The 11,169-nt window shown below is 71.6% G+C and carries 12 protein-coding genes; 8 read left to right on the top strand and 4 right to left on the bottom strand.

Features of this window, described 5'->3' with window-relative positions; translation table 11 throughout:
* Nucleotides 1–14: 14 nt before the first annotated feature.
* Nucleotides 15–194 carry a hypothetical protein gene (locus ASG88_RS23190; protein ID WP_056889038.1) on the bottom strand — a complete coding sequence of 60 codons (180 nt, stop codon included), beginning with the start codon at nucleotides 192–194 and terminating at the stop codon, nucleotides 15–17.
* 226 nt (nucleotides 195–420) lie between these two features.
* Between ASG88_RS23190 and ASG88_RS19125 the strand changes: the two genes are divergently transcribed.
* The 7 genes from ASG88_RS19125 (at nucleotide 421) to ASG88_RS19155 (ending at nucleotide 8,132) form a co-directional block, all read left to right on the top strand.
* Complete coding sequence (locus tag ASG88_RS19125) at nucleotides 421–957, top strand: DUF1269 domain-containing protein (protein WP_056889274.1); 537 nt, start codon at nucleotides 421–423, stop codon at nucleotides 955–957.
* Between the two features lie 14 nt (nucleotides 958–971).
* Nucleotides 972–2,105, top strand: coding sequence for an aminopeptidase P family protein (locus ASG88_RS19130; RefSeq protein ID WP_056889039.1), 1,134 nt, complete (start codon nucleotides 972–974; stop codon nucleotides 2,103–2,105).
* A gap of 7 nt (nucleotides 2,106–2,112) precedes the next feature.
* Entirely contained in the window at nucleotides 2,113–3,426 is a 1,314-nt protein-coding gene (locus ASG88_RS19135; RefSeq protein WP_056889040.1) for an APC family permease, read from the top strand.
* A gap of 147 nt (nucleotides 3,427–3,573) precedes the next feature.
* Nucleotides 3,574–5,010: an APC family permease gene (locus tag ASG88_RS19140; RefSeq protein WP_056889041.1), complete on the top strand. Its 1,437-nt coding sequence runs from the start codon at nucleotides 3,574–3,576 to the stop codon at nucleotides 5,008–5,010.
* Nucleotides 5,007–5,453, top strand: coding sequence for a hypothetical protein (locus ASG88_RS19145; protein WP_056889042.1), 447 nt, complete (start codon nucleotides 5,007–5,009; stop codon nucleotides 5,451–5,453). The genes ASG88_RS19140 and ASG88_RS19145 overlap by 4 nt, the downstream gene beginning before the upstream one ends.
* A gap of 3 nt (nucleotides 5,454–5,456) precedes the next feature.
* Nucleotides 5,457–6,803 (top strand): dipeptidase, encoded by a 1,347-nt coding sequence (locus ASG88_RS19150; RefSeq protein WP_056889043.1) that lies wholly within the window; start codon nucleotides 5,457–5,459, stop codon nucleotides 6,801–6,803.
* 18 nt (nucleotides 6,804–6,821) lie between these two features.
* The gene (locus ASG88_RS19155) at nucleotides 6,822–8,132 is read left to right on the top strand and encodes a threonine/serine exporter family protein (protein ID WP_056889044.1); all 1,311 of its coding nucleotides are present in this window, start codon (nucleotides 6,822–6,824) and stop codon (nucleotides 8,130–8,132) included.
* Here ASG88_RS19155 and ASG88_RS19160 read toward each other — a convergent pair.
* Nucleotides 8,088–9,521 (bottom strand): WS/DGAT/MGAT family O-acyltransferase, encoded by a 1,434-nt coding sequence (locus tag ASG88_RS19160; RefSeq protein ID WP_056889045.1) that lies wholly within the window; start codon nucleotides 9,519–9,521, stop codon nucleotides 8,088–8,090. The genes ASG88_RS19155 and ASG88_RS19160 overlap by 45 nt on opposite strands.
* Nucleotides 9,522–9,650: 129 nt before the next feature.
* Between ASG88_RS19160 and ASG88_RS19165 the strand changes: the two genes are divergently transcribed.
* A complete protein-coding gene (locus ASG88_RS19165; RefSeq protein ID WP_056889046.1) occupies nucleotides 9,651–10,052 on the top strand; it encodes a hypothetical protein in 402 nt (133 codons plus the stop codon).
* Here the strand turns inward: ASG88_RS19165 and ASG88_RS19170 are convergent.
* Complete coding sequence (locus tag ASG88_RS19170; protein ID WP_157559832.1) at nucleotides 10,018–10,458, bottom strand: hypothetical protein; 441 nt, start codon at nucleotides 10,456–10,458, stop codon at nucleotides 10,018–10,020. The two genes, ASG88_RS19165 and ASG88_RS19170, sit on opposite strands and share 35 nt — an antisense overlap.
* A 59-nt stretch (nucleotides 10,459–10,517) precedes the next feature.
* Nucleotides 10,518–11,123 carry a GTP cyclohydrolase II gene (locus ASG88_RS19175; protein ID WP_082600820.1) on the bottom strand — a complete coding sequence of 202 codons (606 nt, stop codon included), beginning with the start codon at nucleotides 11,121–11,123 and terminating at the stop codon, nucleotides 10,518–10,520.
* Nucleotides 11,124–11,169: the final 46 nt, after the last annotated feature.

Here is an 11,169-nt window from a genome sequence, read left to right on the forward strand (position 1 = left end):
GGCGGGTCGGTCACTCAGGACGTGCTGGGGCGACCGGCGCCGAACCGAGCTCGGGGCCGGTCCCCGACGGTCGGCCGGTCGATGACGGCGTCGTGCCGGCCCACCGAGTTCAGCACCCGGGCGGCGTGGACGGCGGACCGGTAGCGCCACCGGTCGACTCGGGTGACGGACGGTGCGGTCGGTCGCTGCTTCAACGTCTGCTCCTCGGTGCGGATGGCATCGCTGGGGTTGCGCTGCCGAGGCTAGGCAGGGGCCCGGGGACCCTGAAGGGCCGAAGGTCCCGACTCCCGTCCCTCGTGGAGGTAAGGCCACCCTGTGCGGCCCACCCGCTCCCGGCCGCCGACCTCACCCGGAGCGGATGAGGCGTCCTCCCCGGGCGCGGTGCCACCGTGGGCCTCCACCCACCTGGAGGTCCTGCACATGGCACTCGACACCCTCATCGTCTTCGCCGGGGTCTACCCGGACCTCGACTCCGCCGAGGCCGACTACGACCTCGTGAAGGCCCTGCACAGCAGCGCGGGGCTCATGGACGCCTACGACGCCGCGGTCATCCACCGTCGTGAGGACGGCAAGGTCAAGATCACGCGCAAGCACGAGACCCCGACCAGGGTCGGCGGCGTCCTCGGCGGCGGCACCGGGCTCGCCACGGGCCTCGTCGTCGCCCTGTTCCCGTTCGCCGCGATCGGCGGCGGCCTGCTCGCGGCCACGACCGCGGGCGGCGCGATCCTGGGCGCCGTGGCCGGCCACGCCGCCGCCGGGATGAGCCGCGACGATCTCAAGGAGCTCGGGGAGTCGCTCGACAAGGGCGAGGCCGGCCTGGTCGTCGTGGGCGTGATGGACATGGAGTCGCGGATCGAGGAGTCCATGCAGCGCTCGGACACGCTGGAGAAGAAGGAGCTCCAGGCGGACGTCGAGGCCCTCGAGCGCGACGCGAAGGACGCCGTCGACCAGTCGTGAACGGGAGAGCCGCGATGAGCGCAGCCGTCGAACCGCCCCGGGCGTTCACCGCCGAGGACTACGCCTCCCGCATGGCGCGGGTCGTCGACCAGGCGGTGGAGGTCGGGCTCGACGGGGTCGTCGTCGCTCCCGGGCCCGACCTGGTGTGGCTGACCGGCTACCAGCCGACCGCCATCACCGAGCGCCTCACGATGCTGGTGCTCGCGCCGGGCGCGACGCCCACCTTGCTGGTCCCGGTCCTCGAGCGACCGGACGCCGAGGCGGCCGTCGGCGCGCCCGCGCTCACGGTCCGCGACTGGACGGACGGCACGGACCCCTACGCAGCTGCGTTCGAGATCCTGCGGACCGAGGGGCAGTACGGGATGTCGGACGCCACCTGGGCCGCGCACCTGCTCGGGCTCCAGCGGGTCCTCCCGGGCTCCGTCTTCCGTGCCCTCGGCGAGTGCCTGCCCATGCTGCGGGCCGTCAAGGGACCCGACGAGCTCGAGCGGCTGGTCGCTGCGGGCGCGGCCGCGGACGCGACGTACGAGGCGATCGTCGGGCTGCCGTTCGCCGGGCGCCTGGAGACGGAGGTGGCGGCCGACCTGGCCCGACTCCTGCGGGAGCACGGTCACGAGCAGGTCGACTTCACGGTGGTCGGCTCGGGACCCAACGGCGCGAACCCGCACCACGAGGCCGGCGACCGGAGGATCGAGCCCGGCGACGCCGTGGTCCTCGACTTCGGCGGCCTCATGTACGGCTACGGCTCGGACACCACCCGCACGGTCTCGGTCGGCGAGCCGACCCAGGAGGTGCGCGACGTCCACGACATCGTGCGACATGCCCAGCAGGCCGCCTTCGAAGCGGTGCGTCCGGGCGTGTCCTGCCAGGAGATCGACCGGGTCGCCCGGGCCGTGATCACCGAGGCGGGGTACGGCGAGCAGTTCATCCACCGCACCGGCCACGGCATCGGGGTCACGACCCACGAGCCGCCGTACCTGGTCGAGGGCGAGCAGCAGGCCCTGCGCCCCGGCATGTGCTTCTCGATCGAGCCGGGGATCTACCTGGGCGGTCGGTTCGGGGTGCGCATCGAGGACATCGTCGTCGTCACCGAGGACGGCGGACGACGGCTCAACAACACCGACCACCGCCTCCACCTCGTCGGCTAGGCGTGACATGACATCCGCGCAGCAGGGCACCGAGGCCGCAGCCGGGGGCGGCATGTCCGTGCGCGGCGCCGCCTTCCTGGGCGTCGGCTCGATGGTGGGGGCCGGCATCTTCGCCCTCCTCGGCGAGGCCGGTGCCGTCGCGGGGTCGGCCGTGTGGCTCTCCTTCCTCGCCGCCGGCACGGTGGCCGCCCTCCAGGGATACGCCGTGGCCAAGCTCGGCGCCACCTATCCCTCGTCGGGTGGCATCGTCACCTTCCTCATCCAGGGCTTCGGTCGCGGACACATCTCGGCGGTGACGTCCTGGCTGCTGTACTTCGCAGCCGTCATCGTGACCGCGATGGTGTCCGTGTCCTTCGGCAGCTACGGCTCCGCGCTGTTCTTCGACGACTCGACGACCTGGAGCAAGATCCTCACGGTCGTGGTCGTGCTGCTGGTCGCCGTGGTCAACATCGCCGGGGCGAAGTTCATCGACCGGGTGCAGAGCCTCATCGTCTTCGTGCTGCTCGCCGTCTTCGCCGTGTTCATCGTGGTCACCCTGCGCCAGGTGGACCCCGAGCTCCTGGCCCCCTCGACCTACCCACCGACCACGGACATCGTCTCGAGCGTCGCCCTGACGTTCTTCGCCTACCTCGGCTTCACCGTCATCAGCTTCACCGGCGCCGACCTGCCCGACCCGAAGCGCAACCTGCCCCGGGCGATGTACCTTGCGCTCGGGATCACCACCGTGCTCTACGTCCTGATCGCCATCGGCGTCTTCGGCACCCTCACCGTCGACGAGGTGATCGCCAACGGCGACACCGCACTGGCCGAGGCGGCCAAGCCGGCCCTGGGACAGGCCGGCTTCGCGATGATGGCGGTGGCGGCCCTGCTGGCGACGTCCTCCTCGGTGAACGCCAACATCTACGCGGCCGCCGGGTCGACGGCCAAGCTGGCGGAGACCGGCACCTTCCCGCCCGTGTTCGGGCAGGCCGCCCGGGTCGGCGGCACCCGGGGACTCGTCATCTCCGTGGTGCTGGTGCTGCTGCTGGCCGCCTTCGTGGACCTCACCGCCATCGCGTCCCTCGGCAGCGCCGTGGCACTGGCCATCTTCCTGGTCGTGTCGATCGCCGCCTTCCGGCTCCGCCGGGAGACGGGATCCAGCACGCCGGTCCTGGTGGCGGCGATCGTGCTGACCGTGCTGGTCCTGCTGGTGTTCGCAGTCCAGACGTTGCGCACCGAGCCGGAGACCTTCGTCGCGATCGTCGGCATCCTCGTCCTGGCCGTCGGCCTCGACCTGGTGTGGTCCCGCGTGCGCGCCGGGCGCGCCGCCTCCGGCGGCTGATCCTGATCGGCATCTCATCCGAACGGGATGATCCCGGTCCCCTCGGCACCTGCCTAGCGTGACGGCAACGAAGCCATCGTCGCGTGACCGAGGAGTGATGAGCGTGCTCAGGAACCGAGTTCTCCAGACACCGCCGGGTCGAGCCACATGAGCACCGCCGAGGTGACGGCGCGCGCCAAGGTCCCCGCCGCCAAGTACATCTCCTGGGTCGCCCTGGCGATGATGACCACGAGCTCCGTCGCGAGCCTGCGAGCGGCACCGACCATGGCCGTCTACGGCCTGGCCTGCGTGTTCCTCTACCTGCTCCCGGCCCTCGTGTTCCTCCTGCCCACCTCGCTGGTCTCGGCGGAGCTCGCCTCCGGGTGGGAGGGCGGCATCTACAAGTGGGTCTCGGAGGGGATCTCCAAGCCGATGGGCTTCCTGGCCGTCTGGTGCCAGTTCGCGATGACGATCTTCTACTATCCGAGCCTCCTCGGATTCGTGGCCAGCACCCTCGCCTACGTGTTCAACCCCGAGCTCGCCAGCAGCGGCGTGTGGACGGCGTGCGTGATCATCGTCGTCTACTGGTCCGGGGTCTGGGTCTCCTCGCGCGGCACCAAGGGCGTGGCGGGTCTCGCGAGCGGTGGCCTCATCATCGGGACCCTGATCCCCGGCGTCGTCCTGGTCCTGCTCGGCATGGTCTTCCTCGGTCAGGGCAACGAGTCCGCGGCCCCGATGACCTCGGACAACATCTTCCCGGTGTGGGCCGGTCTCGCGAGCCTCGTCCTCATCGTCAACAACTTCCTCTCCTACTCGGGCATGGAGATGAACGCGGTCCACGTGTCCTCGCTCAAGGACCCGGGCCGGGAGTTCCCCAGGTCGATGTTCCTGGCCATGGGCCTGGTCCTCGCGATCTTCATCCTCCCGGCACTGGCGATCAGCTGGATCGTGCCCGCCGAGGAGCTGTCCCTCACCGCGGGCGTGATGCAGGCCTTCGACGCGGTCTTCGCCAACTTCGGGTGGCAGTGGCTCACCCCGATCGTCGGCATCATGCTGGTCGCCGCCTCCCTCGGCGGCATGCTGACCTGGCTGGCCGGCCCCTCGAAGGGCCTGCTGCTGATCTCCCGGCAGGAGGGCTACCTTCCCCCGTACCTGCAGCGGCTGAACAAGAACGGCGTCCAGCAGAACATCCTGGTCGTCCAGGGGCTGGTCACCACCGTGATCGGTCTCGCCTACGCCCTGATCCCCGACGTCTCCAGCGTCTACTGGATCTTCTCGGTGATCACCACGCAGGTCTACCTGATCATGTACCTGCTGATGTTCGTGGCCGCGATCCAGCTGCGCCGCAAGCACCCCGACCACCCCCGCGGCTACCGCGCTCCCATGCTCGTCGGCATGTGCGGCATCGGCTTCGCCGCCTCGCTCGCCGCGCTGCTCGTCGGGTTCATCCCTCCGTCGCAGTTCTCGAACGGCAGCGGCGGCGTCTACTTCGCGATCGTGGCCGGAGGTGCCCTCGGACTCGGTCTCGTCGTGCCGTTCATCTTCTACAAGCTCCGCAAGCCGTCCTGGAAGCAGCCTGAGCCGCAGGAAGTGAGCCCGTCATGAGCACCGGAGTCGAGACCCAGGGGCAGCGCGAGCGCAACTGGATCTACATCACCGCCTGGGTCCTCCTCGCTGCCTTCGTCCTCGCCGGACTGATCGCGTTCAGCTCGGCTCGGGAGACCGCCGAGGCGCAGGACAAGGCCGACGAGCTCATCGCGGCGATCGAGGACGCCGGTGCGACCGCCCCGTCGAAGGACCAGATCGTGCGCGTCCTGGGTGACGACGGCGGGGCCACGTGCGAGGACCCGAACGAGGCCCTGAGCCGGGCGGCGCTGCTCGCGCAGCTCGCCAACGGGGCCAGCGGACCCGGGTCCCGTCCGGTCATCTCGGACAGCAGGGTCTTCCAGGGCCAGCTGCTGATCATCGAGGTCTACTGCCCCGACGAGCTCGAGGACTTCCAGGAGTTCGTGGACGACCTCAAGACCGATGACGTGGCGGGCGGCTGACCCATGGACCTGAGGACCCGTATCGCCGAGCTCATGCCCCAGGCACGCGAGGAGCTCGCCGAGCTCGTCGCCATCCCGTCGGTCGCCGACCCCCGCCAGTTCCCGCCCGAGGAGTGCGAGCGCGCCGCGCAGTGGGTGCTCGACCGCTTCGCCGAGGTCGGCTTCACCGACGCGCGGCTCGAGGAGACCGCGGACGGCAGCAACGCCGTCGTCGGCTCCCGCCCGTGCGGGCGTGAGGATGCGCCGACGGTGCTGCTCTACGCCCACTACGACGTGCAGCCACCGCTGGACGACTCCGCCTGGGCGACACCGCCCTTCGAGCTGACCGAGAAGGACGGACGCTGGTACGGCCGCGGGACGGCGGACTGCAAGGGCAACATCCTCATGCACCTCCTCGCCCTCCGAGCACTGGGGGACGACGTGCCCGTCAACCTCAGGCTCGTCGTCGAGGGCTCGGAGGAGCAGGGCACCGGAGGGCTGGAGGCCTACGTGGTCGACCACGCCGACCTGCTCCGCGCCGACGCCATCCTGGTCTGCGACACGGGCAACGCGGCCGTCGGCCTGCCCGCCGCGACCGTCAGCCTGCGCGGGATGGTCAACGTGGTCGTCACCGTCGAGGCACTGGCCTCCGAGGTGCACTCCGGCATGTTCGGCGGCGCCGCCCCGGACGCGCTCGCGGCCCTGGTCGCGATGCTGGCCAGCCTGCGCGACGCGGCCGGCAACACCACCGTCGAGGGCCTGGACAACACCCGTCGCTGGGAGGGCCAGCCCTACCCGCCCGAGCAGTTCCGCGGCGACGCCGGCCTGCTGGACGGCGTGGAGCTGCTCGGCGACGGCACGGTGTCGGACATGTTGTGGGCGCGCCCGGCGATCACGGTGCTGGGCATCGACTGCCCGCCCGTGGTCGGCTCGGCGGCCGCGATCGTCCCGAAGACCGCGGCCCGCCTCAACCTGCGCATCCCGCCCGGGCTCGCTCCCGACGTGGCCGAGAAGGCGCTGCGGGCGCACCTCGAAGCCGCCGCCCCGTGGGGTGTCCACGTCACGGTCGAGGTGGAGGCCACCGGGTCACCGTTCCGCGCCACGACCGACGGACCGGCGTACGCCGCGATGGGGGCGGCGATGCAGGAGGCCTACGACCGGCCGATGGCGAGCCTGGGACAGGGCGGCTCGATCCCGCTCTGCAACGTGTTCACCGACACCTATCCCGACGCCGAGATCATCCTGATGGGCGTGGAGGAGCCGCTGGCGCTGATCCACGCCCCGAACGAGAGCGTGGACCCGAGCGAGATCTCCGCCATGGCCCTGACCGAGGCGCTGTTCCTCCAGCGCTACGCCGCCGCGACGACCTGATCGACCAGCGTCCGAGGCATGGCCATGTCCCAGCCACGGGACGTCTACGGCAGCCTCGACCTGGCCCTGCGCATCGGCGACCTGATGCTCTCCTCGGGAGGCGGGGCCGCCGACGTCGAGGCGACGATGCTCGCGGTCGCGCGCGCCTGCGGACTGCACGGGGTCGATGCCGACGTCACCTTCACCGAGCTGAGGCTCCAGCAGCAGTCGCGCATCGACGTGCCGGCGTCGATCCTCGTCCGCCGGGTGCGCCGTCGACCGGTGGACTACGACCGGCTGATCCGGGTCGACCTGGTCGTCCAGGACCTGCTCGACGGGACGACCACCCCGGACGAGGCCCGGCACCGCACCGTCGCCATCGAGTCCTCCCGCCACCCGCGAGCGCGCTGGCTGGTGACCATGAGCTGGGGCGCCGTGGGCGCCGCGCTCGCGATCACCCTGGGCGGAGGCCCGGTGGTCAGCCTGCTGGCCTTCGTGGCGGCGTGCAGCATCGACCTGGTCGGGCGTGCCACCCGCAACCGGGTGCCGTCGTTCTACCAGCAGGCCGCCGGCGGGTTCCTCGCCACGCTCATCGCGGTGGGCGCCGCCGCCACCGGGATCGAGGCGGACCCCTCCCTCATCGTGACCGCGGGCATCATCGTCCTGCTCGCCGGGATCGGGCTGATGGGCGCCATGTCCGACGCCCTCACGGGCTACCCGGTCACGGCGAGTGCGCGTTTGCTCGAGGCGATGCTGGCGACCACAGGCATCATCGCCGGTGTGGCCGCGGGGCTGACGGTCGCCGACCTGGCGGGTGCCGACCTGGGGCGCGTGGTGCCCGGTGCCACGGGCTTCGTGCAGGGGTCCGCCATGACCGTGGGCGCCGCGCTCGCCGCGGCGGCGTACGGGTTGGCGAGCTACGCCCCGATCCGCGCGGCCTCGGCCGCGGCGGTCGTCGCAGGCTGCGGCCAGGCGCTCTTCCTGGTCGTGGAGAGGGCGCCCGTGGCCCAGACCTGGGCGGCAGCGGCCGCGGCGGTGGTCGTCGGCACGACGAGCTACGGGATCGCCCGCCGCGTGCGCGTCCCGCCCCTGGTCCTCATCGTGCCCGCCATCGTGCCGCTCCTGCCGGGCCTGACCATCTACCGCGGGCTGGCCCTGCTGGCCGAGGGCAAGAAGGACGGCGTCCTGGAGCTGGCCGCCGCGGGGGCCACCGCGATCGCGCTCGCCGCGGGGGTCATCCTCGGGGAGTACCTCGTGCAGCCGCTCCGGCGGGGCAGCCGCATCGCCGGACCCCGCCTCGCCGGGTCACACCTGCCCGGCCCGCGCCGGCGGCGCTCCCGGCCCCGGTGAGCCGGCCTCCCGGGCGATGGCCAGCAGCTCCGCCATGGACGCGGAGATGCCGTCCGCGAGCACGTGCAGGTCGGGCGTCGTGTCGTAGTCGCCGGTGATCCCGAAGGTCAGGGTGTCCCGGTAGGAGAACATGGCCACGCCGATGCGCACCCGGTCCGCGATCGGGACGTAGGGCAGCATCTCCTGGACCTCCCGGCCCAGTGCGTACAGCGTGCTGCGGGGACCGGGCACATTGGTCGTCACCGTGGCGACCTGCCGCTGCGGCAGCCGCATCCCGAGCCGGATCCCCCACGACACGGGCGGGAACGGGCCGTACTCCGCGACCGTCGTGACGCTCCCCCCGGCCTCGGGCTCGTGCCGCGCCCGCAGGCCGCGCACCCGCTCCCGCACGGCCTGCAGCCGCTCGTGGGGATCGGCGAGATCCACGGGGAGGTAGGGCAGCATCAGCGAGACCCGGTTGTCGGGGATCGACTCGGCGCCGGGCTCACGGGTCGAGACCGGGACCAGGGAGCGCAGCGCGTGCGCGTCGGGCTCCTCGCCACGAGACAGCAGCAGCTGCCGGAAGCCGCCGGTCACCGCGGCCAGCGCCACGTCGTTGACCGTCACGCCGTACCTCGCCCGCACGATGCGTACGTCGGCCAGCGAGATGTCCGTCCAGGTGTACCGACGGCTGCCCTCGAGAGGACCCGTCAACGACGTGCTCCGGACCGGGCGCAACGCGGCCGACATGGACAGCAGCCCCCGTGCCGTCTCGACGGTGAGACGAGCCAGGCGACGAGGGTCGGCGAGCGAGCCGGCCACCGCGCGCACCGCTGGGACCGGCGAGGTCGCCAGCTCCCAGGCCGCCTGTGCCGTGACGGACAGGGTGGAGGGCTCGGCCGCGGGCACCCAGGTGTCGGGCACGGGCGGTCGCGGCGTCCGGGTCGGGTCGAGCACCAGCTGGTAGAGGTCCGTGCCGGAGACGCCGTCGACCACGCTGTGGTGCAGCTTGGACAGCAGGGCCCACCTGCCGTCGGGGAGCCCCTCGCAGAACCAGTACTCCCACAGCGGTCGGTCGCGGTTCATCCGGCGCGACATGACCCTGCTCATCAGGCGGCCGATCTCCTGCGGGCCGCCGGGGTGGGGCAGCGCCGTGTTGCGGATGTGCCAGCGGATGTCGAAGTCGGGGTCGTCGACCCACGCCGGTGCCGCCAGGCCGAACGGGACCGTGCGCAGCTTCTGGCGGTAGCGCGGGATCAGGACGAGGCGACCGGCGATGAGCTCGACGAACTCCTCGAACGGCGGCGCCGGCCCCTCGAAGACGGCCAGCGAACCGATGGCGAGCGAGGCCCGGGGATCCACGTCCTCCGCGTCCAGAAAGGCAGTGGCGAGTGGGGTGAGTCGCTCCATGGGGTCTCCTCGGTCGTACGACGGGCACTCCCAGTCTTCGCGCGGCCAGTCCCGCCGCACCAGAGCCCTTCGGCCCTGTCGAGGCCCCTGCAGGCGTCCTAGCGTCGACAGTGACCGGAGGAGGACGTCATGTGGGCAGGGACGGACGGCAGGCGCAGGGTCCTGCTCGGGCTGCTGGTCTTCAACGCACTCAGCGCGACGATCGGCGGTATCGCCCTCATGACCGCCTGGATCCCCGAGCAGCCGGTGTGGGTCCGGGCCACCGACTTCCCCAGCAACTACCTTCCCGGCGTGATCCTGATGGCGATCGTCGGCGGCAGCTCGCTGGTCGCCGCGATCGCCCAGGTGAAGGGCAGCGACGGCTGGCCGCTCGCCAGCATCGTGGCCGGGACCGTCATGGGCTACTGGATCGTCGGCGAGATCGCCTCGATCCGCGCGTTCCACCCGCTACAGGTGGTCTACCTGGTCACGGGCGTCCTCGTGGTGGTGCTCACGCCTAGTACCCGTCCTCCGGGTCACCGTGGACCGTGACGGCGTAGATCACGAGGACGTCGAGGATGATCATGAGCGAGAACCACCACGGGTTGGCCGACAGGAAGGCGAGGTTGGTCAACGCGCTCACCATGGCCACGAGGACCGCGACGATGCGCGCCCACGTGCGCCGGAAGAACAGCCCGTACCCCGTGAACCACATCGCCACTGCGATGGCCATGTGCGCGAATCCCCACAGCTGGTAGTCGGTCTGGATGAGCAGGTCCGACTCCCCCACGAGGTACTGGTCGTCCTCGAGCAGGGCGACGAAGCCGCCGAGGAAGTGGAAGCCTCCGACCAGGAGGAACATGAAGGCGGCGAAGGCGATCATGCCGCTCCAGAACCTCGGGTCCTCGTCCTCTTCCGGACCTCGGGTCGTCTTCGGTGGGGTGGGGCTGGTGGCCATGGCGGATCTCCTCTCCCGGCTCTGTCTCGTCACCATGGCACCGCGGCGGTCCCCGGGGATCACCCTCTTGGGGTGAGGGTGCTGCCGCCGGGGAGGAACAGCCGGTGACCGCCGCGGCCGGCCTTGGCCGCCAGGTAGTCCGCGTTGACCGGTGACAGGTGCAGCCCGGTCGGGACGCGCCTCGCGACGCCGATGCCGGCGGCGCGGAGCTGGTCCGCCTTGTCGGGGTTGTTGGAGAGGAGGTCGATCCGGTCCGCACCCAGGCCGAGCAGCATCTGGGCGGCCACCGTGTAGTCGCGGTCGTCCTCCCCGTAGCCGAGGGCGACGTTGGCCTCGTAGGTGTCCAGCCCGGCGTCCTGCAGGGCGTAGGCGTCGACCTTGTTGTAGAGGCCGATCCCTCGTCCCTCCTGGCGCAGGTAGAGCAGGAAGCCCCCGACGCGGCTGATCCGGTCCACCGCCTCCTGCAGCTGCGGCCCGCAGTCGCACCGCTCGCTGCCCAGCACGTCCCCCGTCAGGCACTCGCTGTGCACCCGGACCAGCGGCACGTCCGGGTCCGACGGCCCCAGGGCCAGCGCCACGTGCTCCCGTCCGTCCCGGAGCCCGTCAAAGGTGAAGAGCCGCGCCTCGACGCTCGACCCGTCCCGCAACCGGACCGGCAGCGGCACCTCCCGGCGGACCAGGGCCGGGACGGGTCGGCGGGGCCCGACTACG

Source organism: Nocardioides sp. Soil777 (assembly GCF_001428425.1).
Lineage (GTDB): Bacteria > Actinomycetota > Actinomycetes > Propionibacteriales > Nocardioidaceae > Nocardioides > Nocardioides terrigena.

Bases quoted from the DNA above. Each gene is read 5' to 3' on its own strand.
- ASG88_RS19125 (WP_056889274.1), top strand. From the start codon at position 421: ATGGCACTCGACACCCTCATCGTCTTCGCCGGGGTCTACCCGGACCTC.
- ASG88_RS19130 (WP_056889039.1), top strand. From the start codon at position 972: ATGAGCGCAGCCGTCGAACCGCCCCGGGCGTTCACCGCCGAGGACTAC.
- ASG88_RS19135 (WP_056889040.1), top strand. From the start codon at position 2,113: ATGACATCCGCGCAGCAGGGCACCGAGGCCGCAGCCGGGGGCGGCATG.
- ASG88_RS19140 (WP_056889041.1), top strand. From the start codon at position 3,574: ATGAGCACCGCCGAGGTGACGGCGCGCGCCAAGGTCCCCGCCGCCAAG.
- ASG88_RS19145 (WP_056889042.1), top strand. From the start codon at position 5,007: ATGAGCACCGGAGTCGAGACCCAGGGGCAGCGCGAGCGCAACTGGATC.
- ASG88_RS19150 (WP_056889043.1), top strand. From the start codon at position 5,457: ATGGACCTGAGGACCCGTATCGCCGAGCTCATGCCCCAGGCACGCGAG.
- ASG88_RS19155 (WP_056889044.1), top strand. From the start codon at position 6,822: ATGGCCATGTCCCAGCCACGGGACGTCTACGGCAGCCTCGACCTGGCC.
- ASG88_RS19160 (WP_056889045.1), bottom strand. From the start codon at position 9,521: ATGGAGCGACTCACCCCACTCGCCACTGCCTTTCTGGACGCGGAGGAC.
- ASG88_RS19165 (WP_056889046.1), top strand. From the start codon at position 9,651: ATGTGGGCAGGGACGGACGGCAGGCGCAGGGTCCTGCTCGGGCTGCTG.
- ASG88_RS19170 (WP_157559832.1), bottom strand. From the start codon at position 10,458: ATGGCCACCAGCCCCACCCCACCGAAGACGACCCGAGGTCCGGAAGAG.